General features: G+C 36.2%; 25 protein-coding genes. 7 read left to right on the top strand and 18 right to left on the bottom strand.

Annotated features, from left to right (window positions below; genetic code table 11):
• Positions 1 to 2: 2 nt before the first annotated feature.
• The 3 genes from H1225_RS07425 to phoH form a co-directional block, all read right to left on the bottom strand.
• Positions 3 to 695 (bottom strand): fimbrial biogenesis chaperone, encoded by a 693-nt coding sequence (locus H1225_RS07425; RefSeq protein ID WP_109400546.1) that lies wholly within the window; start codon positions 693 to 695, stop codon positions 3 to 5.
• A gap of 46 nt (positions 696 to 741) precedes the next feature.
• On the bottom strand, positions 742 to 1,332 hold the full coding sequence (locus H1225_RS07430; protein WP_072064062.1) for a fimbrial protein: 591 nt from the start codon (positions 1,330 to 1,332) through the stop codon (positions 742 to 744).
• Between the two features lie 455 nt (positions 1,333 to 1,787).
• Positions 1,788 to 2,573 carry a phosphate starvation-inducible protein PhoH gene (gene phoH / locus H1225_RS07435; RefSeq protein ID WP_006536497.1) on the bottom strand — a complete coding sequence of 262 codons (786 nt, stop codon included), beginning with the start codon at positions 2,571 to 2,573 and terminating at the stop codon, positions 1,788 to 1,790.
• A gap of 351 nt (positions 2,574 to 2,924) precedes the next feature.
• Between phoH and H1225_RS07440 the strand changes: the two genes are divergently transcribed.
• Entirely contained in the window at positions 2,925 to 3,368 is a 444-nt protein-coding gene (locus tag H1225_RS07440; protein WP_088495402.1) for a methyltransferase family protein, read from the top strand.
• Positions 3,369 to 3,373: 5 nt separating this feature from the next.
• Here the strand turns inward: H1225_RS07440 and H1225_RS07445 are convergent, their stop codons facing one another.
• The gene (locus tag H1225_RS07445) at positions 3,374 to 4,351 is read right to left on the bottom strand and encodes an endonuclease (protein WP_161724983.1); all 978 of its coding nucleotides are present in this window, start codon (positions 4,349 to 4,351) and stop codon (positions 3,374 to 3,376) included.
• Positions 4,352 to 4,604: 253 nt separating this feature from the next.
• On the opposite strand from H1225_RS07445, the gene H1225_RS07450 reads away from it, so the two are divergent.
• Positions 4,605 to 4,787: a hypothetical protein gene (locus H1225_RS07450; protein ID WP_069369016.1), complete on the top strand. Its 183-nt coding sequence runs from the start codon at positions 4,605 to 4,607 to the stop codon at positions 4,785 to 4,787.
• 4 nt (positions 4,788 to 4,791) lie between these two features.
• On the opposite strand, the gene H1225_RS07455 is transcribed toward H1225_RS07450, so the two are convergent.
• From H1225_RS07455 to H1225_RS07480, 6 genes are all read right to left on the bottom strand, one after another.
• Positions 4,792 to 5,265: a threonine/serine exporter gene (locus H1225_RS07455; RefSeq protein WP_161669346.1), complete on the bottom strand. Its 474-nt coding sequence runs from the start codon at positions 5,263 to 5,265 to the stop codon at positions 4,792 to 4,794.
• A complete protein-coding gene (locus H1225_RS07460) occupies positions 5,256 to 6,059 on the bottom strand; it encodes a threonine/serine exporter family protein (RefSeq protein ID WP_161727874.1) in 804 nt (267 codons plus the stop codon). Before H1225_RS07460 ends, H1225_RS07455 begins: the two co-directional genes overlap by 10 nt.
• A gap of 386 nt (positions 6,060 to 6,445) precedes the next feature.
• On the bottom strand, positions 6,446 to 6,883 hold the full coding sequence (locus tag H1225_RS07465) for a universal stress protein (protein WP_109400550.1): 438 nt from the start codon (positions 6,881 to 6,883) through the stop codon (positions 6,446 to 6,448).
• 66 nt (positions 6,884 to 6,949) lie between these two features.
• Positions 6,950 to 7,288 (bottom strand): hypothetical protein, encoded by a 339-nt coding sequence (locus tag H1225_RS07470; protein WP_072064066.1) that lies wholly within the window; start codon positions 7,286 to 7,288, stop codon positions 6,950 to 6,952.
• A gap of 118 nt (positions 7,289 to 7,406) precedes the next feature.
• The gene (locus H1225_RS07475) at positions 7,407 to 7,835 is read right to left on the bottom strand and encodes a universal stress protein (RefSeq protein WP_006536486.1); all 429 of its coding nucleotides are present in this window, start codon (positions 7,833 to 7,835) and stop codon (positions 7,407 to 7,409) included.
• A 142-nt stretch (positions 7,836 to 7,977) separates the two neighbouring features.
• Positions 7,978 to 8,862, bottom strand: coding sequence for an NAD(P)H-hydrate dehydratase (locus H1225_RS07480; protein WP_161724985.1), 885 nt, complete (start codon positions 8,860 to 8,862; stop codon positions 7,978 to 7,980).
• Between the two features lie 274 nt (positions 8,863 to 9,136).
• Between H1225_RS07480 and H1225_RS07485 the strand changes: the two genes are divergently transcribed.
• From H1225_RS07485 to H1225_RS07500, 4 genes are all read left to right on the top strand, one after another.
• Positions 9,137 to 9,358 carry a DUF2594 family protein gene (locus tag H1225_RS07485; RefSeq protein ID WP_006536484.1) on the top strand — a complete coding sequence of 74 codons (222 nt, stop codon included), beginning with the start codon at positions 9,137 to 9,139 and terminating at the stop codon, positions 9,356 to 9,358.
• A gap of 530 nt (positions 9,359 to 9,888) precedes the next feature.
• Positions 9,889 to 10,251 (top strand): hypothetical protein, encoded by a 363-nt coding sequence (locus H1225_RS07490; protein ID WP_006536483.1) that lies wholly within the window; start codon positions 9,889 to 9,891, stop codon positions 10,249 to 10,251.
• 306 nt (positions 10,252 to 10,557) lie between these two features.
• Positions 10,558 to 11,535 (top strand): porphobilinogen synthase, encoded by a 978-nt coding sequence (hemB, locus tag H1225_RS07495; RefSeq protein WP_115065390.1) that lies wholly within the window; start codon positions 10,558 to 10,560, stop codon positions 11,533 to 11,535.
• Between the two features lie 212 nt (positions 11,536 to 11,747).
• On the top strand, positions 11,748 to 12,212 hold the full coding sequence (locus tag H1225_RS07500) for an HIT family protein (RefSeq protein WP_115065391.1): 465 nt from the start codon (positions 11,748 to 11,750) through the stop codon (positions 12,210 to 12,212).
• A 107-nt stretch (positions 12,213 to 12,319) separates the two neighbouring features.
• On the opposite strand, the gene H1225_RS07505 is transcribed toward H1225_RS07500, so the two are convergent.
• The 8 genes from H1225_RS07505 to betI all read right to left on the bottom strand — a co-directional run bounded on the left by H1225_RS07505 (position 12,320) and on the right by betI (position 20,839).
• On the bottom strand, positions 12,320 to 12,664 hold the full coding sequence (locus H1225_RS07505; RefSeq protein WP_006536478.1) for a low molecular weight protein tyrosine phosphatase family protein: 345 nt from the start codon (positions 12,662 to 12,664) through the stop codon (positions 12,320 to 12,322).
• A gap of 2 nt (positions 12,665 to 12,666) precedes the next feature.
• The gene (locus H1225_RS07510) at positions 12,667 to 12,885 is read right to left on the bottom strand and encodes a hypothetical protein (RefSeq protein WP_036912865.1); all 219 of its coding nucleotides are present in this window, start codon (positions 12,883 to 12,885) and stop codon (positions 12,667 to 12,669) included.
• A 177-nt stretch (positions 12,886 to 13,062) separates the two neighbouring features.
• Positions 13,063 to 13,815, bottom strand: a complete 753-nt coding sequence (locus H1225_RS07515) for a YaaW family protein (RefSeq protein WP_161671610.1) — start codon at positions 13,813 to 13,815, stop codon at positions 13,063 to 13,065.
• A gap of 320 nt (positions 13,816 to 14,135) precedes the next feature.
• Positions 14,136 to 15,413 (bottom strand): cytosine deaminase, encoded by a 1,278-nt coding sequence (locus H1225_RS07520; protein ID WP_006536476.1) that lies wholly within the window; start codon positions 15,411 to 15,413, stop codon positions 14,136 to 14,138.
• Positions 15,403 to 16,653 (bottom strand): cytosine permease, encoded by a 1,251-nt coding sequence (codB, locus tag H1225_RS07525; protein WP_072064072.1) that lies wholly within the window; start codon positions 16,651 to 16,653, stop codon positions 15,403 to 15,405. Before codB ends, H1225_RS07520 begins: the two co-directional genes overlap by 11 nt.
• Positions 16,654 to 17,026: 373 nt before the next feature.
• On the bottom strand, positions 17,027 to 18,697 hold the full coding sequence (gene betA / locus H1225_RS07530) for a choline dehydrogenase (RefSeq protein WP_109847361.1): 1,671 nt from the start codon (positions 18,695 to 18,697) through the stop codon (positions 17,027 to 17,029).
• A 39-nt stretch (positions 18,698 to 18,736) separates the two neighbouring features.
• On the bottom strand, positions 18,737 to 20,212 hold the full coding sequence (betB, locus tag H1225_RS07535) for a betaine-aldehyde dehydrogenase (RefSeq protein ID WP_109847360.1): 1,476 nt from the start codon (positions 20,210 to 20,212) through the stop codon (positions 18,737 to 18,739).
• A 24-nt stretch (positions 20,213 to 20,236) separates the two neighbouring features.
• Entirely contained in the window at positions 20,237 to 20,839 is a 603-nt protein-coding gene (betI, locus tag H1225_RS07540) for a transcriptional regulator BetI (protein WP_006536469.1), read from the bottom strand.
• Positions 20,840 to 21,049: 210 nt separating this feature from the next.
• On the opposite strand from betI, the gene H1225_RS07545 reads away from it, so the two are divergent.
• Positions 21,050 to 23,086 (top strand): choline transporter, encoded by a 2,037-nt coding sequence (locus tag H1225_RS07545; protein WP_072064075.1) that lies wholly within the window; start codon positions 21,050 to 21,052, stop codon positions 23,084 to 23,086.
• Positions 23,087 to 23,276: the final 190 nt, after the last annotated feature.

Raw genomic sequence — 23,276 nt, forward strand, 5'->3', positions numbered from 1 at the left:
GATTAGAGTTTAATATTTTGTGATTTATAAACACCAAAATCATCAACATAAATAACAACAACGGAATTACTTTTTAATGTATTAATTAATGGCAACTCACGAGAAGATAACGGAGGGATCATTTCAGAATCAACAAGCGTAATACGAGGTGTCTCTTGTGTAGAAATAGATGCTATTGTGAAATGATACTGTGAGTTATTTTTTACTAGAACTTTATTGCCATTTAATTGGTAAGTAATTTTTTCATTAACAGTCTCTGGGTTATCAGTAAGTCCTTTGGGGCGATAAAAAACTTTAATTCTTGTTTTCATTGCTAATTGAAGATAACTCTTTCCTTTTAATGCTTCCACATTTTCTGGAATATCTAATACATTTAAATAATATACTTTTTCAAGATTTTCCGATGGTATCTTATCGGAATTTTTTATTCTTAATGTTTGCCCTTGCATTCCTGCAATTTTTACAATAGGTGGATATAAATAAAAAGGAGAGTTCGCATCTTCAGGCGTTGAGTTTATATCTCCATCATCAATCCAACTTTGTACCAAAGAAGCTAAATTACCATTATTTGTCAATTCGATATTAACACTATCAACACCTTCATAGTAAAGAACGCGGGTACCATTAATAATAATGTTTGCTAATACGGCTGAAGGTAATATCAAGATAATTAAAAGTAATATTAATTTTTTCATTATAAGCACCCAAAAAAGCCAGACCCATTGAGTCTGGCTTTTTATATTATAAATAAGATACTGTATAAATAACGTTAGAGTGTACGGGTCCTGTTTTAGCTGCTGTTGCATTTGTTTTATAGTAACTGGCAATTAAGCGTAGAGTATCTGAATCTGGCGCTGTTTTATCGCCTTTAATACCTGTATCAAAAGTTGCATTTAGAGGTATAGCAACTGTTGGCGCAGCAGGTGTTGATAAACTAAAACCAACATTCTTTGCAACTAATGGATCATTTTCATTCGCAGTATCATTGACTAAATATAATCCACTTGTTGAAATAGTATTTGCAGATGAGAAATGTATCTTTAAATTACTGCCACTTGGTGTAGATGCTGGAGCACAATCAGAGAATGTCAAAGCAAACTCTTTTTGATTTTTGGCAATAACAGTATTTGCTGTTGTTCCTGCATCCGTTACGGTAATAGGATCTAATAGAATAGAAAAGTCCGCACTATTTCCTCCATTAATAGTACAAGTGGTATCACTAATAGCACCAGAGAAAGAAATTATTCCTCCTGCGCTATTTGTTGCAGCAAATGCCGACGACGACAATATAGCCACTGATAATAATGACAGTGGGAGTTTATTTTTAAACATATATAACTCCAGAATAGATAAATATTTAATTAGCAAAAATAAGATTCTATTATTGCCATCATTAACTAAAGGTGTGAAAGGATACCCTAGTCAATTTGATATTAGCCATACTTTAAAAACTCAACAAATAAAATTTTTTATTTTTTAAAAATTGTGATTTAAGTCAAATATAATTAGCAACCACTCTTTACCAACATATAGAACATTAAAATTTAATTTCATTACAAAATTCATAGATAATAAACACAAAAAACAATAAATATAAAAACAATAACAGTTAATTTATTAATAACAAATCTAAAAAAATACTAAAAAACATCATTGGAATTATTTATTTGAATTAATTATTCCTTGATTAATAAAAAAATAGATAAAAATAAAATCTAAAAAATCAATAAAAAAGACCACATATTAATGTGGCCTTTTTCACTCAATATAAAATTCTTCTGTTCTATTTAATTATTATAAGCAGCTAATACATGCTGGCATAATGTAGAACGTACACAATCTTCTTGCATAAATTTAATCACACCTACTCGACTATTAGCCTCAAATCGAATAAGAGCATCCGCTAATCCAGACGATACACCAGAAGGTAAATCACACTGTGTAATATCTCCATTGACCACAACAGTGACATTTTCACCCATTCTAGTTAAGAATAGCTTCATTTGATTAACAGTAACATTCTGTGCTTCATCTAAAATAACAAATGCATTTTCAAAAGTACGGCCTCGCATATAAGCAAAAGGTGCAATTTCAACTTTTCCAATTTCAGGACGTAAACAATATTGTAAGAATGAAGCACCTAAACGTTTCACTAATACGTCGTAGACAGGACGAAAATAGGGTGCAAACTTTTCAGCAATATCACCAGGCAAGAAACCGAGATCTTCATCAGCCTGCAACACAGGTCGAGTAACAATGATACGTTCTATTTCTTTATGAATTAAAGCATCGGCAGCCATTGCAGCACTGAGGAACGTTTTACCACAGCCGGCTTCCCCTGTAGCAAAAATAAGATTCTGATGCTTTATTGCATTCATATATTGGCGTTGCACTTCATTGCGAGGAGATAACACTCGTTCATCACGTTTTTCTCTCGCCATGCCAATAGTATCAATATCCCCAAATCCCGGTAAAACCATAACATTATCTCGGTATGCCCCATTACGTTGTTCTTTACGTGAAGTGCGTTTATTTTCTCGGCGTAAACGTGTTGCTGCTTTTTGTCTACTCATAGTGGTATTTACCCTTGTTAGTCTTCAAAAAGTCATCGACATCTCTGTTTGTATTCCATTCACTTACCGATGAGTCCCCTTCAGACTCTGTCTAGTCGCAGAAAACAAAAAAACCGGTCACAATCCTGAACATTAAACATCAATGAACGGTTGTTGCCGGTTTTCTGTGAGTAACGAGATATTTCCATTGCTTCTGTCATTCATATTCCCCATCATGGAGTTAGAGTGAAAATTAACGAAGCTTTATGACAGTATAATGACAAAAGAAAAATATTTTCAATACTAAGATGATTTATAACGAGATGGACTTAACATAAAAATAACAATAAGTGTTATTTTTGGGGGGAGTAAATGAATTTCTTGCGATTACCTTTTATTTATTGGTTACTACTTAACCTAATTCCATTTATTGGTTTTGAACTTCACTCTGGTTCTCTCAAAATGGGCTTCTTTTTTTACCTCGGTTTACTCACCATTACGACTTCTGGGATCTGGCTTTTTTATTGCCTTTCATTTTTTATTAAACAAAAAACGTCTCCTAATCCCAATCACACACCTCGACAATTAGTCACAAGTGGTCCTTATAAAATAAGTCGCAATCCTATGTATCTCGGCTTTTTAGACATTAGTATTGGGTTGTTTTTTATTTTTGGTAATTGGGGATTTTTGGGTGCAGCAATTGCGTTTTACTTTATTACTGATCGCTATACGATAGTACGTGAAGAGAAAATCTTAAGTGAGTTATTTCCGCAAGCGTGGCAACAATATTGTCGCCACGTTCGTCGTTGGATGTAATACGATTAGGGTTGTTTACAGTTATTAGCTAAACGGTAACCAGCCTTAATTGCTTCACTCTCCGTTTTAAACAAAACCGCATTTTTATCTGACATTGTTTTATAACCGGAGCAATGTGCAAAATGGTAGATCTTGCTATTTATATTACCTTTAATACCTTCAGATTGTGATGCATTTACTTGTTTAGATGTTTCAATTTTAGTGGTCTGCGTACTATTTGTTGCAACTAATCCGATACCACTATTTTTATGCCCTAATTGCCATTTCATTTCACCTGTCACAAAGGGATTGTGATATCCAACAATACGAGCAATACGATTATCACGCTCTTTTTCCCATGCTGTTGGTGGATAAGCTTTATCCCAAGCCATTAATAACTGTTGTTGCTGACGTGACATAGAAAGGTTATAGCGATCATGTAAGTAGAAATAAACCCTTGCTACTTGGCCTTTAACTTCATTACGAGGTTCAAAGGTTCGTGAAGCAAAATCAACGCGACTACGGCATTGACCATAATGGTAAGGCGCTTGTACAGGTAATTGCCCAAAACTAAAATTGCTACGATCACCATTAACTTCACCTATAGATGGCGCCAAATTGTGTAAATCTGCTTCAATTCTGCCAAATATAGGATCGTTTTTCACACAATTAGTTCGGCCTCCATTTTGCCAACATTGACGTTGATGACCAAAAACCCATGCAGGTACAATGTGCTCCCACTCTATACGTTCCGCTCTTGTTTGCTGGGTTCTGACTTTATAGCCACAACTGGCTAAATCAACACGCCCTCCAGATTTACCTACCCATTTCCAATCACAACCACAATAAATAGTACCTTGTGACTTTTGATTTTGATCATAATAAATACGTTCTTTTGCTATCTCTTTCGCTTTTGTAAAATTTTCAGGTGCCTGTGCTTGAATATTTAGCGTAATAAAAAACAAACCCAACACAATCGCGGTATAGTGTAATATTTTTCTCAAAGTGGTATCTGCCTTACTCTTTGTTTTATTAAACCCAATAAGAATTATCTTTAATAACCAACTGATAATCTTATTTTTATTTCGCCTAATCTTACCTTTTTTTTATTTATTTTTGGCAATCTTTCTTGCTATTTTTTATATAAAAAATAAAACAATAAGCGTGAATGGTGATAGAAAAAGCCGTTATTCTCGACATTAACGTAAAGGGGATTTGCTATGGTTTAATCCATCAATGATTTGGAGAAACTTAAAAATGAATGAGAATATGCTGAATTTGATGGATGAATTAGTCGAAATAACAAAAAAGCATGCGAATAACGAAGATGTTAAAGCACATGCCAGTTTAGAATCTGAAAATAAATTACGAATTCAAATTATTATTTCCGATAAAAATGAATTGGATATTACATTAAACTCTCTGCAACACGCAATATAAGTCATTATACACTCGGACGCTTGCGATATAACCATAATCCCGGCAAAGATAGCCCGATAGAAAGCGCACCGACAATAAATGAAGCTTTAAGGAAATTAGTAACTAAAGCTTCAAAAATTTCTGCGCTATAACCAATTTGCGTTAACTTCACCACTGAGATCATCGCTATATATGCATTTATTCCGGGAAACATCGGAATAACAGCAGCAACAGTAAAGACTTTTGGATGTGCAAGCCACCAGCGTGACCACTGAATACCAATGCACCCCACTAAAATAGCAGCACAAAAACTTGCCCATTCAATATTCATACCACTCATTACTAATACAGTACGAGAGCCATGGCCTATTGCTCCTAATAGTGCACAATATTTTAATGCTCTTATAGGCACATTAAATACCATCGCAAAACCCACAGCAGGAATAGCAGCTAAAATCATATCTTCAATCAAGGTAAGGATTATCGTTATTATGCCCAATCTCTTAACCCCCATACTGCCATAGCTAAAATAACCCCTAAACAGGTTGCCAATGTTAACATTGTTGCCATTGCCCAACGCGCTAAGCCAGTATTAACGTGCCCTTTAAACATATCAGCAACAGCATTAATTAAAGGAAATCCGGGAACTAATAATAAGACGCTGGCAGCCATTGAAATAGTCGCCGTAGTTTGAAAATAAGAGAGTTTTAATAATAGACCTGAGACTGAAGTCGCTACAAATGCCGTAATACAGAAATTAATTAATGGATTCATTTGACGATGTGTTAATACTTGGCGGACAAACATACCAAGGCCACCGCCAATAGCAGAAACTAAAAAGCCATCCCAATTTCCACCATTTAGTTTAGAGAAACAACCACATGATAAGGCAATCATAAAAATAATCGCCCAACGTGGATAACGTAATGGTTTTATATGCTCAAATCGTTTTCTTGCTTCATAAATATCTGCTAGGTGATGTTCGACCAAAATAACAATATGCTGAACTTCTGTCACAACATGCATATTAATGCCACGGTCGACTATCTTTCGTGTTGAAGTTTGGCAATGCCCGTTAACAATAGTGGTTAATACAACCGCATTAGCAGAAATTGCACTTTCGACTTGATGTACACCTAAAGCTAAACCTAGACGAGTTGAAAGCTGTTCAACCAACATACTTTCTGCACCATGTTGCAATAGCAACAGCGCAGTTTGAATACATAACTTAGTAATTTCACGCTGTTTATCTTGTGAAATGGCAGTGCACTCCGCCATTATCTCATTATCCATACTATGCCTTAGTTTTAATCAAAACGAGCTATTACGACTATAAACTTTATCGCATAGTCCGCTCCTCGCTCTATCATCTTTCACTACTATTATGAACAAATAAAATATTTTAGGCAGTAAGCAGATCAATTTTATAGATGGATGGTTATAAATATTGACATAAGAAGTACGGTGTAATGATAAAATACCTTCTCTTATTTTTAACTTGCTCAATCAAATAGCTATTACTGGTTTAATAAAAAACACTCATACAAAGTGCTTTATAAACTAACTTAAGCAATTACATTCACAAATCAATCTAAAATTAACCATGCTTGTATGCAAAAATAAAAACCCCTAAATAGGGATTTAGGGGTTGCGTACTAATTTCTAATTTTATAAAAATATTAGCGAACAACTAACACGGATTGTTTAGCATAAGCGACAATACCTGATGCATTCGATCCCAATAGGTGTGTTGAAATACTTGGCCGACGAGAGCCTATTACAATCAAATCAGCATGAATTTTTTCAGCGAGTTCTAAAACCTTATCTCTTGCAGAACCAAATACAGCTGAAAATTCAACTTGTTCATTTGGTAAATCAATACTATTAGCTAATTCCTGCAGTTGTTCTTGTACTCGCTCAAGTGCTTTATTTGCAAAAGAACTGAGCATGTCATAATGGTAACTATAACTAATAGAGAAACGTGAAATATCAGGAATAGCATGGAAAAGATGCAGTTTCGCACCTTCTAATTTGGCAATATAAACAGCATGTTGTAAGGCTTTAGTCGTTAACTCATCTTCTGAAATATCAACAGGTACTAGAATTGTCTTGTACATAGCAACTCCTCATTATCAGATTATTGTCTGTTTATTATTGTAGCGTTAACCCCTCAGCTTGCTTATTTAATCTTCTTCAAGATGCCATTTATGCAATTGTCGATGAATAAAAGGTGTCACTACAAGCCCAATTGATAAAATAAAAACACACTGAAGAAATAAACCATAGATTGCAATAAAAAAGCGTCCTGTTGGGGTTGCAGGTGCTGGCTCTACGGGTTGACCACTTAACATAGAGATTGCATTTAATGAAGATTCCATAAAGGTATGCCCTTCAATTAAATAAAATCCTAATACGCCTGGTAATAATCCTAAAAAAAAGAAAATAGAGCCTATTACATAATAGCGTAAGATGCGTAGAATAAAATGATCGAGCCTTAAAAGTTCTTCGGTAAATTTTTCCATTCTTATCCACTTTCTAGACTGTTTATTCAATAAACTGCTGATGAAATAAATAAGATAAGCTACGCAAAAAAACTAAAAAATATGCTATGAGGGATGCTCATAGCATATTAGTAATATATTAACGAACAACTAAAACTGAAATTTCAGCATAGCGAACAACTCCCGCAGCTGTAGAGCCTAATAAATGAGTGCTAATATTAGGTCTACGTGAGCCAATCACAATTAAGTCTGCTTGAATATCTTTTGCTGTGACTAAAATTTCATCACGAGGCGAGCCAAAAGTAACCGTATAAGCGACCTTTTCAGCAGGCAAATCCACCGAATCTACCAATATTTGCATATCATTTTCTGCTTTTACTGTTGCTTTATCTTTAATTTCTGGATAACCCAATGAATAAGCATTAATGATTGCTGAAGAGATAGGAAGAACATGAATTAAATGTAAGTTAGCTCCTGTTTCTTTTGCTAAATACACAGCATGTCGTACCGCTTTACTGGTTAACTCTTCTTCCACAATATCAATAGGCACTAAAATCGTTTTATACATAATAACTCCTCTCAACTCTCCATTTACCTTAATCCTATCGCAATAACCCAAAGATTACTGTGAGTGAATTAACTAAAAACAACCTAATCTTAATATAAACCTACTTTAATTATTAATATGTTAAGCTAAAAAATAAAAGTGATTATTCAAAATAATTTGCATTATGTTGCTGTGTTAACGTCCATATTTGATTGCGAATATTGCGGATCGAATCAATCAATTCTGATGCAGTTAATCCTATTGGACCAATACCTTTTTTAACTAAGATATCCGCCGACATTCCATGTATCCAAACTGCACTTCTTACCGCATCAGACATTGTCATCCCTTGTGCTAAAAAACTTCCCATTACGCCTGTTAGCACATCACCACTCCCTGCTGTTGATAATCCACTGTTACCTGTTCTATTAATTATTATCTCCCCTGTAGGAGAAGTAATAACTGTATTTTGACCTTTAATAATGGCCCAACAATGATAAGTTTTCGCAATTTCTTTTGCCGCTTCTTCTCTATTATTTTGAATATCATTGAGTGTGCAATTAAGCAAAATAGACGCTTCTTTAGGATGTGGCGTTAAAACACAGTGCTGATTAAGTGAGAGTGCTGATTTAAATTTAGCCATTAACACTAATGCATCCGCATCAAAAACATAAGGTCTATCTTCATTACGCTGTGCTAAAGCTATTGATAAGATCTTTTCAGAATTTGCAGATAATCCCAATCCACAGCCAATCGCCCAAGCAGAAATATCTTGCCGATTTATTAATTCTTGTGCTGTTTTAAGCATAAGTTCTGGTGCACTATCAATAAAAGGGAGAGGAAGTTGTGGCTGAGCAAAACCGAGAAATACTTTTCCACATCCTGCTTTTAATGCACTTTTACCTGCTAACACAATAGCACCGCTCATTCCTTCCGCACTACCTACAATGCCTAATGTGCCAAATGTCCCTTTATGTGTATTTCCTGATTTACGCTGATAAAGTGCGGGATAATGAGTGATCGCCTGTAATAGTTGTTCTTCATTCATATTATTCTCCCTGTTTTTCTGCATTTCTTCTGATTTCTTGCAATGATTGCTTTACCACATTCTGTTTGTATTAACGTTCAAAACATAGCGTTCAAAGTATAGCGTGATTTCAACAAATAAATGGGGCCACTGGCTATTTTATCTCTTTATCATGCTAGTCATTTCAATATGATAAAATGCTTTCATTATCACTATTCATACCTTGCTGAGACTTTGCTATTCTAATGATCTCGCTTGATATGATTTATAAATTGAAAACAAAGGAACGTAAATAATGAACGAGAAGTTTAAAACACAAGCAGATGTGGAAACATTAGCAGAAGAAGTGGCTTGCTTAAAAACACTAGTCACCTATATGTTAAAAGCATTAGGTCAAGCAGATGCTGGGCGTGTTATTTTAAATATTGAACGTGCTATTGCTGAAGTTGATGACGAAAAACAAGCAGAGACTTTCCGTAATACGATTAGCCAAATTAAAACAGCCTATCGTCAATAATATGTTTATTTTCAAATAGAGTACTCGCACATATTTTTATTCCATTTTCTAAACTTTTTGTGCTGCACAAATAAACAAAAGTTGGTTTAAAACTTCCTATATACTCAATCTCGAAATAAACCATTCTTTATTCATTTAGCTACCCCTCTATCCTTGTAGAGGGGATTTTTTCTCTTTTATTCCTTCAATAGCTGATGTTCACTTAACTCTTTTTTATTCTGATTTTTGTATTTAAAGCGCAGATTTTTTATTTTTAACATAAATAAAAAATAGCTGTGTGAGATGTAAATAAAGATAAATCCTAATATTATTATATTTTGAGTTAATTTATTTATTGTAAATAATTAAATTTTATTAAGTAAAAATTGCTAGCTTATTGTCCCTAAACACAATTATAACCAAAATAGCTAAAATCAATAGGATTAAAAATATTAATTATTCATATTTTTACACTTATTCTGATTTATCGTCACTCCTATTTATATGTTACACTCAATGAGTACGTACCAAAAAATAAACATGAGGCTAAAATGAAACCACTTCTCTTATCTCTGCTATTATTGCCCGCAGTTGCTTTTGCTAACCCAACCAAAATGGCTGATGATTACTGCGATACCTTTAAAGATATCTCAATTAAAGCTTATGATACAAAAGAACCAGCAGAGAAAATTGCCAAAGATGCAGTAGCCTCTTTAAATGCAAAGAAATTTGATTTCGCAAAATTAGAAGCAACTGAAGCTCAATTTACTGAAGGCACTATCGAAGTTGTTAACTCTTTACGTGACGCAAAAGCTGAAATTGGCTCTCGAGCAGAATTCCAAGAAGGCCTAACTCAAATTGTTGCCGCTTGTAAAATTCAAATGATCTCTGCATTAGAAGAGCAAAAAAAATAATCTTCTCAATAAAGAATCGGTAGAAATCAATTTAAAGAGTAGAAATTATCCTGCTCTTTTTTATTTCGCCTTCTCCATCACTTATTTTTCTTCCCTTTTATTTTTCCTTTCTCTTTTTTCTCTATAACTAACTTTCCATATTCTAGATAATTCAAGGTATAGCTAGGCGGCAAGTGAATAAGAATAATCATAACACTACAACTTGAAGTATAACGATTATCAATTATGCAGTATCTATCTATCAATATTAAGGTTTATAATACCTCGGTAAATACTTGTTAGTACTGGCCATAAAAAGGAGATATTGTGAGCAACGAACAATCCATCCAGCGTTTAAGAAGACTACGCCAGTCAGAAAACCTGCGCGCTCTCTTTCAAGAAACAGCCTTAACAAAAAATGATCTCGCTTTGCCTATTTTTGTTGAAGAAGGGCTTGATGATTATCAGCCTATTAAAAGTATGCCGGGAGTGGTTCGTATTCCTGAAAAGCGTCTTGCTTATGAAATTGAACGCATTGCCAAAGCTGGCATTAAAACTGTCATGACTTTTGGGGTATCCCATCATCTTGATGAAACTGGGAGTGATGCTTGGAAAAGTGATGGCTTAGTTTCTCGCATGTCTCGTATTTGTAAAGATGCAGTACCAGAAATGATTGTCATGTCTGATACCTGTTTTTGTGAATACACTTCACATGGTCACTGTGGCGTTTTACATGGTGAACATGTTGATAATGATGAAACTATCTATAATTTAGGTCTTCAAGCTGTTGCAGCAGCACAAGCTGGTGCCGATTTTATCGCGCCATCTGCGGCAATGGATGGCCAAGTCGCAGCCATTCGCGCAGCGCTTGATAAAGCAGGATTTAGCGACACAGGCATTGTCTCTTATTCGACCAAATTTGCCTCCGCATTATATGGCCCTTTCCGTGATGCAGCAGGCTCCCGCTTAATAGGTGATCGTAAAACTTACCAAATGAATCCAATGAACCGCCGTGAAGCGATCCGTGAATCATTAATTGATGAGCAAGAAGGCGCTGATATGCTGATGGTAAAACCAGCGGGTGCTTATTTAGATATTATTCGCGATGTGCGTGAACGTACTTTGTTACCTTTAGCCGCTTATCAAATCAGCGGTGAATATGCGCAAATTAAATTTGCGGCATTAGCGGGTGCAATCGATGAAGATCGTGTGGTAATGGAAACTTTAGGTTCAATTAAACGTGCAGGAGCAGATTTAATTCTGTCTTACTTTGCACTTGATTTAGCTGAAAGAAACCTACTGTAATTCGCCAAGTATGACAAACCCTTAGTAAGTTAAATGACTCGCTAAGGGTTTTCCTTTGTAATATCCTCTTTCTTTTGCCTATTGCCTTTATTCTTATCATTTTGATTTTCTTGTCATTATTTAGTTTGATTTTGAAATAAATTACACATAGGGCTATCTTTTCAACATTAATTTTGCTGAGATATCAGCTCATTTTTGGCTATGAGGTTACTATGGATAATTGTATTTTCTGTCAAATCGTTGCTGGAAAGGCACCTTGCCATAAAATTTGGGAAGACGAACACCACCTTGCATTTCTGTCTATATTTCCAAACACCAAAGGCTTTACTGTTGTTATTCCTAAAAAACACTATCCAAGTTACGCTTTTGATCTTAGTGATGAAGCCTTAGCTTTATTAGTGATTGCCACAAAAAAAGTGGCAAAAATCTTAGATAAAACATTCCCTGATGTTTCCCGTACAGGCATGTTTTTTGAAGGATTTGGTGTTGATCATGTTCACAGTAAACTTAGTCCAATGCATGGCACTGGTGATATGACTAAATGGGCACCCATTGAAAATAAGCAGAAGATTTTCTTTGATAAATATCCAGGTTATCTTTCATCTCACGATTTTGAACGAGCGAGTGATGAAGAACTTGCACAATTAGCCGCCTTGATCAGAAAAAATAATCAATAAATACAACAAATAAAATTTAACTTATTTTTTATACCCAAGGCTTTCAAATATAAAAAAACGCTCAGTCTTATATTTTGAACTGAGCGTTTTTGATCAAGATAAATAAATTATTTAGTTGAAAGCTTTGCTTCCATCGATAAATAAGGCTGAACTTTCTGTTCAAGGCGTTCAATTAATGCCGGATCATTAAAGCGATAATTATCAGGTATTCCCAATGCATGGGCTTTTTTATAGCGCATGGTTGCAGGAAAATGTGCAGATAAGCGATTTAAATGTTTAGATTCCATAGTAAGGACTAAATCAGCCCATTTTAGCAATTCGTTATCAACAACACATTGCGCATCTTTGCGCGTACCCGCTGAAAGTGTATTAATCCCTTCTCTATCTGCAAACAATAGTTCAGCAGTCGGGCTTCGCCATTGGTTTTTACTGCAAATAAATAAGATATTCATTATTACTCACTATCAGATAACGCATTTAATCGACGCTGACTACGAGAAATTCTTGGGTATTCAATTCCTAGTTGTGCAGCTCTGGTCATTTTAAGTGATCGAGTATATAAATTAGACCATTTTTTTTCTGGTTTAAACATCACTCGTGAACAACCCATTTCTTGATGTTTATTTTTTCGGTTAACACATTGGCGCCAACCACGATCTCTTTGTGTAGACATAAAAACCTCTCAGATTAAAGGGATAGCAGCCGCAGTAATACGGAGAGGATCTAACAGCGTCTTATTTTAATTGAATTAGGTAAATCTGCAATGATTCATTTTCATTCAATAAATATTGAAATAAGAAAACAAAGAGTATTATAGATTTATTGTTCTAACTGAAAAACTCATTATTTCTTAATCAAAACTGATCTCATTCGCTAATTTAGCAGAAGATTGTGTTCTTAAAAATGCGACTTGAATTACGGCAGGAATTGTTACGCGATAAGCAGCACTACCAATATCAATTGCTGTCCATATTCCTGTAATAGCCCAACCAACAGGCCCCGCTAAGATTGACATTGTTCTCATTAATGTGCCATTCGCAGCAAAACTTAATCCTCTACCAATTAAAGCTTTCATTATTTGGTTTACAATGATCGCCGTTAATTGATACGACTTAAATCCACCAGCTCTAAATATTGCCTGAAAACCAGCTGTTAGTGTTTGTGCTGTTAGGCCAGATGTATTTTTTACACCTAATTCTCCACCTAATTGCTTAATTTGTTCTGGTGTCATCGAGCTAAGTGCATCTGTTACTATTTTCATCAAAAGATTATTTTCAATAATCTCAATAGTAGAGTTTTTATTATAGTTAACTTTTAATTTATTACAGACATCAGTTAATACTTCTCGATATAAAACACCTTTTCCCCCTCTAAACATGGTAGCAAAAGTATTACCGCCAAAACATTGTATTTCAGCAGCGATTTCTTCCCAATATAAACTATGATTAGGATAAAATGCTTTATAATTAGAATTATTTGTTAACTCTTCTGTCCAACGCTTTTCGCCATCTTTATCATGTGTTAATAAATAAACAAGATCATTCAATTCTTCATTTGAACATTCTGAGAGAAAAACCAGATCTTCATCATAACGATATGCCATAAACATCTATCTCCTTTTATTATGTTTTATCAATAAGATTATTTAAATAGATTTTATAGCAAACTAAATAGATTAAATATCTTCTTGTTTTATATACAACACCAAACATGAGATAATAATAATTTAAATATATTTATTTGCGTTTAGGAATTGCATTTCACAACCATAAGGTAAATATTGATTTTTAAGTTAAATAATACAAATAAAAAAAACATAAAATAATTAAGCATCACATGTCTATTTATTATTCAATTTATTAATTTACTTATATAAAAAAGTCATCCTAAATAAAGATGACTTTTACTACAATTATTGGGTTATTATTTATAATTAACTAGTGTCGGCTTATCTAACATAATTTCTGTTTTTGCTGGCTCTGTTTGTGCGATCACTTTACCTTGACGAACGGAATAACGCACTGGTACTTGGCGACGTAAAGCATCAAATCCATTATCAGCGGGTAGAATGATAAAGTTTGCACTATTTCCTACTTCAACACCATAATCTGTTAAAGCGAGTGTTTTTGCACTGTTGTGGCTAATTAACTGTAATCCGTTATCAATTTGACCATAACCCATTAATTGGCAAACATGCAGCCCCATATGTAAAACTTGAAGCATATTTGCTGTACCTAATGGATACCACGGATCAAAAACATCATCATGACCAAAGCAGACGTTAATATTACTTTCTAGCATCTCTTTTACGCGAGTAATACCACGACGTTTTGGATAAGTATCAAAACGCCCCTGCAAGTGAATATTCACTAAAGGATTCGCCACAAAGTTAATACCTGACATTCTTAATAAACGGAATAAGCGCGAAGTATAGGCCCCATTATAAGAGTGCATTGCGGTTGTATGACTTGCAGTAACTCTTGAGCCCATATTTTCTTTATGTGCTAAAGCGGCAACGGTTTCAACGAAGCGAGATTGCTCATCATCAATTTCATCACAATGAACATCAATTAAACGATCATATTTTTGTGCTAATGCGAAGGTTTTATGCAATGATTCAACACCATATTCACGCGTAAATTCAAAGTGTGGAATAGCACCTACAACATCAGCACCTAATTTTAATGCTTCTTCTAATAAAGCTTCACCATTAGGGTAAGACAAAATACCTTCTTGTGGAAAAGCAACGATTTGTAAATCAACCCAAGGTTTAATTTCTTCTTTCACTTCCAGCATTGCTTTTAATGCGGTGAGCGATGCATCCGAAACATCCACATGAGTTCTAACATGTTGAATACCATTAGCAATTTGCCATTGAAGCGTTTGCCATGCACGTTGTTTAACATCATCATGAGTTAACAATGCTTTTCGCTCTGCCCAGCGCTCGATACCTTCAAATAACGTACCTGATTGATTCCAATTCGGTTGCCCTGCAGTTTGTGTAGTATCTAAATGAATATGAGGTTCAACAAAAGGAGCGTGAACTAAACCACCTTGCGCATCTAATGACTCAAGATGAAAATTATTTTCAGGCTGAGGCTCTATCGCTTCAATTTTGTTATTTTTTAGCGTAATGCGCCACAAACCTTCTTTTCCAACTAGACGAGCATGGTTAATTTGTTCGATATTTTTACCCAGCATGATTTATCTCCGCTTGTCGAGCTGTACGACGATTTAATATGGGATTTAACACAGCATAACTTATTGCTCCCCCCAACACGGCATTAACAGGCACAATACCCGGTAACCAGTGCCCTGCGATAATACCAATTGCAACAGCGAGTAATGCAACCCAGTTAACCGATTGCATTGTAGCAACATTAAAGCTGTTATAGCGTGCTTTATTCATCAGATAATCTGCAATAATAACACCTCCTACTGGTGGAATTGCTGCAGATAAAAAGGTAAGCCAACCAACAAAGTTATTATAAAGCCATAATGCACACAGCGTACCAATGATACCGTTTATTACAGAAAGTTTTTTACTTGATAAACCAGTGATATTGGCAAAGCCCAATCCTGATGCATATAACGCATTATCATTGGTTGTCCAGATATTTAAACCTAGCACCACGATAGCCGGCAGCAATAATCCTTGCGCAATCATCACATCAGAAATATCTGCCATTCCCAGTGAAGCGGCGCCTGCTGCGCCAAAGACAAACATCAATGTATTGCCTAAGAAGAAGGCGACAATTGCAACAACCACTGCGACTTTAGGGTTTCGTCCAAAGCGGACAAAATCAGCCGTCAGTGTACCCGCACTAATAAACGATCCGACAACCATCGCCAGCGCTAAATTAAAATCTAATGGCTGAGTAGGTTTAACAGCCATTAACGTAGAAAGCCCGCCCATATCATGTATGGCAAGATAAACAGAGTAACTTCCAAGGATAGCAATAGCGGGAACAGCAATGATAGAGAGAACGGTGAGAGCGGAAATGCCGAAAAATACAGTGATGGTCATTAAAATGCCGGAAACGGCGATGAGGAGATTGATATCAATACCAGTGGCTTTTCCTACTGGGATGGCAAACATTGCCACCCCCACACCGAACCAACCAACTTGAGTACCACCGAGTAAAAATGAGGGAAGCCAAGAACCTTTAATACCGAAAGAGTAACGCGCGAGAAGATGAGTAGTAAGACCTGTTTTTGAACCAATAAAACCAAGAAATGCGGTGTAGATACCAAGAAGAAGATTACCAATTAGAACTGCGAGGAAGAAATCATTAAAGGAAAGACCAGTACCAAGAGCGCCGCCAGTCCACATACTGGCTGAAAAAAACGTTAATCCCAACATCACAAAGGTTAACGCTAATCCACCCTTTCTTGCGGATATGGGCACTGGGCCCTGACTATAATTGTTGTCCTGAGACACTTTAACCCCCTATTAATTTCACCAGGCCAAAAAAATCTGACGAATTCTATCTACATAAAAATATTATGCAAACGTTTTCGTCGTCTGTTTATTATAATTAATGGAATGCTTCACTTATGGAGAGTTGATATTCGTCACAGAAATGGCAGAACAATCGTTGTTTTACTTGAATTTATCTCGTTATTTCGAATACGACTTATCAAGTAATTTTATTTAGGAATATTTATGATAAAGATTAATCACATTCCCTCTCTCGAAAACCTCAAATTACATAAATATTTCTTATTTAAATTGAAAGCAATAAAAAGAAATTATTGATAAACGCACAAAAGAGGAACTTTTATCCCCCTTTTGCATATTGTAAATAACTTGCTTAATTTCGTCTTCTCACCGGAGTATTATCTGCAACATAGTATTTTGCCTGACTTTTAGGTAAAGGTTTAATCCCTCTCACCTTATCAGCTAACTTTTCTGCAATCATAATTGTAGTCGCATTCAAATTCCCAGTGATTATTAGTGGCATGATAGATGCATCAATAACTCTTAAGTTTTCCATGCCGTGTACTCGACCTTCACCATCAACAACAGCCATTTCATCTGTTCCCATTTTACACGTGCCACAAGGATGAAATGCTGTTTCAGCACGTTCTCTAACAAAAGCATCAAGCTCTTCATCACTTTGGATATGTTTGCCTGGACTAATTTCTTCACCACGATAAGCATCTAATGCCGGTTGTGCCATTATTTCTCGCGTGATACGGATAGCTGAACGAAACTCTTCCCAATCTTGTTCTGTGGACATGTAATTAAATAAAATATTGGGATGTTGATGAGGATCTATAGATGCTAATTTTACTCGCCCTCGACTGGGTGAACGCATAGAGCCCACATGCGCTTGGAAACCATGTACTTCTACCGCATTGGTGCCATTATAATTAATGGCAACAGGTAAAAAATGGAATTGAATATTAGGCCAGGCAAACTTTTCGCTAGAGCGAATAAACCCTCCCGCTTCAAATTGATTGCTTGCCCCAATCCCTGTTCCTTGAAATAGCCATTGCGCACCAATCTTAGGCTGGTTATACCATTTTAAAGCAGGATAAAGTGAAACAGGCCTTTTACATTCATACTGCAAATACATTTCTAAGTGATCTTGCAGATTTTCCCCAACTCCAGGTAATACATGTACTGGTTGAATATTAAATTCATTTAGTACTTTTTCAGGCCCAACACCAGAACGTTGCAAAATTTGGGGCGAAGCAATTGCACCAGCGCAAAGCAATACTTCTCGGCGAACTTTTACATGGTGAGGAGTGGTATTTCTCCCTAAAAAATAGCGAACGCCTACGGCTTTTTTGCCTTCAAACTCAATAATATCGGTCGTTGCATGTGTCTCGATCGTTAAGTTTTTGCGTGCTTTCGCTTGATCAAGATAGCCTCTTGCTGTGCTTGCTCGACGGCCTTTAGGTGTGACGGTTCTATCCATCGGGCCAAAACCCTCTTGCTGATAGCCGTTAAGATCAATCGTTCTTGGGTATCCTGCTTGTACACCCGCCTCAATCATTGCTTGAAATAAGATATTATTGCCTTTTTTCGGCGTAGTCACACTTACAGGGCCTTTATCACCATGATAATCATTGGCACCAATATCGCGACTTTCTGCCTTACGAAAATAAGGTAAACAACTTAAGTAATCCCACTCTTCAAGGCCGGGGAGTTTTGCCCAACCATCAAAGTCCATCGCATTACCACGGATATAACACATACCATTAATTAATGATGATCCACCAAGCCCTTTCCCACGACCACATTCCATGCGTCGGTTATTCATATAAGGTTCAGGCTCTGTTTCATAAGCCCAATTATATCGCCTACCTTGTAACGGATAAGCTAATGCCGCTGGCATTTGTGTACGAAAATCGAACCTGTAGTCCGGACCTCCAGCTTCAAGGAGCAGCACAGTAACTTCAGGATCTTCTGTCAAGCGGGTAGCAAGAACGTTACCGGCTGAACCAGCACCGATAATAATGTAGTCATAGACCATTGTTATCTCCTCTGTTTCAGTCATTAAAAAAAGAATGGATTAAAAAACGGATGAAAACTCCCCAAGTTCAACTTGAATAGATTTTATTTGCGTGTAATTTTGTAATGTAACTAGGCCATTTTCGCGCCCCACCCCAGAATGTTTATAGCCACCAACTGGCATTTCTGCTGGAGACTCGCCCCATGTATTAATCCAACAAATTCCAGCTTCCAATTGGTGAATAACACGATGAGCTGTTGTGAAATCTTTAGTGACAAGACCTGCGGCTAAACCATAAACGCTATTATTTGCGCGTGAAATCACTTCATCTTCAGTTTGATAACTCAAAATACTCATCACTGGGCCAAATATTTCGTCTTGCGTAATTTTCATATCATCAGTGCAATCAGTGAAAACCGTCGGTGCAACATAAGCACCTTGCGCAAAATTGCTTTCTAACAAACGGTGACCACCACAAAGTAATCTTGCCCCTTGAGCTTTGCCTAACTCAATATAATTCAAGACTTTTTCAAGATGAGGAAAACTGACCAGTGGACCAAAATTGGTGTCCATCTCAAGAGGAGAGCCGATCCTAATACGTGATACGCGCTCTATAATTTTCGCTTCAAATGCAGCCTTTAATCTTTCGGGAACAAAAACACGAGTGCCATTGGTACACACCTGCCCCGAACTATAAAAATTCGCCATCATCGCAATATCAGCGGCGGTATCTAAATCTGCATCATCAAAAATAATTAAAGGCGATTTTCCACCAAGCTCCATGGTTACTTCTTTTAAACTTGAAGCAGAAGCATTTGCCATTACCTTTTTACCCGTTTCAATTCCACCAGTGAAAGAAACTTTCGCGATATCAGGATGCTGTGTTAACCACTGTCCCACATTAGCTTTTCCTGTAACAACATTAAAAACGCCCTTTGGCAATCCTGCCTCAGTGTATATTTCGGCAAGTTTTAATGCTGTTAATGAAGTCATCTCACTTGGTTTAAAGATCATGGCATTACCTGCGGCAAGTGCAGGTGCAGACTTCCACAACGCTATTTGAATCGGATAATTCCAAGCACCGATACCAGCAACAATTCCCAATGGTTCACGGCGAGTATAAGCAAAAGCCGTTTCTCTTAGTGGAATTTGCTCTCCTTCAAGTGCAGGAATAAGACCTGCGTAATACTCTAAAACATCAGCGCCCGTCACAATATCGACATAACGTGTTTCAGATAGGGGTTTGCCTGTATCTAGGGTTTCTAAATAAGCCAATTCATCATTACGTTCACGTAAAATATCAACAGCCCGTCGTAAAATTCGAGAGCGTTCCATCGCGGTCATTGCACGCCAAATTTTTTGCCCTTGCTTCGCACTCTCGACGGCCCAATTGATATCTTCTTCACTTGCAGATTGTAAATGTGCAATCACTTCGCCATTAGCAGGATTAATCGCATCAAATTGTTCACACTCTGGCTCTGCACAATCGACATATCCACCATGAATATAAAGTTTATGTAACGGTGGGTTTGGCATAGTTTCTCCTTTATTATTAGTTTTTTAAGTCTTTATTTGACTCCGATTTGTAAGTTGCATATCGATATATTCATTAGTAATGGTTTTGGCCTCTTCAAGAGAAAATGGTGCATTACTTAATGCACTTCGTAGCCATAAACCATCTATTAATGCGGCTAAACCTTTCGCAGCCAAACGTGCTTGATCTTTAGTAAGAACACGCCCAAACTCGTAACTTAAATTGGAATAAAGTCTTCTATCATTGACCTTTTGTAGACGATTCAAATTAGGCTGATGCATACTACTCGCCCAAAACGCTAGCCATGTTTTCATGGCAGCTTCACTGGTTTGCGTAGTATCAAAGTTACCTTCAACAATGGCTTGGATACGTCGCTTAGGTGTTGCATCGCTTAACATTCTTAAACGTATCGCCACCGCAAAACCCAATTGATACTGGATATGGCGCATAGCAGCTTCCAACAATCCATTTTTATCACGAAAGTAGTGGCTAATAATGCCGTTAGAAACACCGGCTTTTCGAGCTATCAATGCGATGCTCGCCTCTTGCATTCCAACCTCATTAATAACTGCTAACGTCGCTTGGATTAATTGCTGTTTACGTATCGACTGCATTCCTATCTTCGGCATGTTTTAAAGACCTAAAAAATACATTGAACATAGTCATTAAACGTTTTTTTAATTGAACATTCAATCAATATTAACTATTGTTTATCACAATTAATTTACATTTCTATATGGGAGGATATTGTGAAAATTTGAATCTTTGCAACTAATTCAATTAGTTAACAAAGAATGCAACTTTTGACTTTTAGATAAATAAATTTTTTGGAATTTCTGATGACAACTCTTAACAGCACAAAAAAACCACAGAAAGACAAGCTAAATTCTGTCGTTTTTTTCGCTTCAGCAACGCTGATTTTAGCGTTTTCTTTCTTCACTATTTTGATGACAGAAACAGCAAATACATGGATTGTGGCAACACTGGGATGGGTATCAAAAACCTTTGGTTGGTACTATCTATTGGCAGCCACGTTATACATTGTTTTTGTTATTTTTGTTGCCACATCTCGTTTTGGAAATATCAAATTAGGACCTGAACAATCGAAACCTGAATTTAGTGTTTTAAGTTGGTCTGCGATGTTATTTGCAGCCGGTATTGGGATTGATTTGATGTTTTTCTCTGTAGCAGAGCCGATTACACAATATATGTTACCGCCAACCGGCGAAGGTGAAACAATAGAAGCAGCCCGTCAGTCGATGGTGTGGACTTTATTCCACTATGGCCTGACGGGCTGGTCTATGTATGCACTTATTGGTATCGCACTAGGTTATTTTAGCTATCGTTACAATTTGCCATTAACCATACGCTCTGCACTTTATCCTATCTTTGGAAATCGTATTTATGGCCCAATTGGTCATACAGTTGATATTGCTGCGGTGTTAGGCACCATTTTTGGTATCGCAACAACGTTAGGTATTGGTGTTGTACAACTTAATTATGGCTTAAAAGTTCTTTTTGATTTGCCCCAAGGATTAGGCGTCCAAGGCGGATTAATTCTATTGTCCGTTATTATGGCCGTTATTTCGGCAACATCGGGCGTTAATAAAGGGATCAGGATTTTATCTGAACTGAACGTATTACTCGCATTGGGGCTTATTTTATTTATCTTATTTGCGGGGGATACTGAGTTTTTATTAAATGCACTGGTATTAAATGTCGGTGATTACACTAATCGTTTTTTAAGCATGACATTAAATAGTTTTGCATTTGATAGACCAACAGATTGGATGAATAGCTGGACACTGTTTTTCTGGGCTTGGTGGGTTGCATGGTCACCTTTTGTTGGACTCTTTTTAGCACGTATTTCAAGAGGACGAACAATTCGACAATTCGTCATAGGTACTTTAATTATTCCCTTTGTTTTTACACTGTTATGGTTATCCATTTTTGGTAATAGCGCTTTATATGAAGTGATCCATGGCAATAAAGCACTCGCACAAACCGTATTAGAAGCCCCCGAAAAAGGATTCTATTCTTTATTAGAACTCTATCCCGGTTTTGGTTTAACGGCTTCTGTCGCCACAATTACGGGATTATTATTTTATGTCACTTCTGCCGACTCTGGTTCATTAGTATTAGGCAATTTCACCTCTCAATTAAGCCATGTTAATAACGATGCACCCAATTGGCTTCGCATTTTCTGGTCTATTGCTATTGGTTTATTAACGTTAGGTATGTTAATGGCAGATGGTATTTCTGCCTTACAAAACACGACAATAATAATGGGATTGCCCTTTAGCTTTGTTATTTTCTTTATTATGGCCGGACTTTATAAGTCATTAAAAGTTGAAGATTTCAGACGAGTTAGTTCGCTAAATACCAATGCGCCGGCACCACTTTATGGTAATACGACGATGAATTGGAAACAGCGTTTAGGGCGGGTTATGAATTTCCCAGGAACCACCTATACACAACGCATGTTAGATTTAACCTGTATGCCAGCAATGCAAGATGTGGCTAAAGAACTTTTATTACGTGGAGCGAAAGTTGAATTCAATTATTACCCAATCGAAGATAATGAACGCTTACATCATTTAGAACTTGTGGTCGATCTTGGCCAAGAGCAAAATTTTATTTATCAAATTTGGCCACAGAAATACTCAGTACCTGCATTTACTTATCGTGCTCGTCGAGGTAAATCAGACTATTACCGTTTAGAGACCTATTTATGGGAAGGTACACAAGGTAATGACTTAATGGATTACACCAAAGAGCAAATTATTACAGATATTTTAGACCAATATGAAAAACACCTGAACTTTATTCATCTTAGTCGTGAAGCACCCGGATCGACACTAACTTTTCCTGAATAAAAGCTATAAATAGCCATTAATATCTAAGGGGAATCTGATAAACGATTTCCCTTTTTTATTATATTGATATTGAACCGTGTTAGACAATGTTTTCCAAAGAACCACGCAAGAAAAAAGTGAATATTTAATTATTTTTATTACATAACTATTTACTTTGGTTTTCTTTTTAGTAATCTATGTGAACTAATAA

This window comes from Proteus penneri, from assembly GCF_022369495.1.
GTDB classification, from domain to species: Bacteria; Pseudomonadota; Gammaproteobacteria; order Enterobacterales; family Enterobacteriaceae; genus Proteus; species Proteus penneri.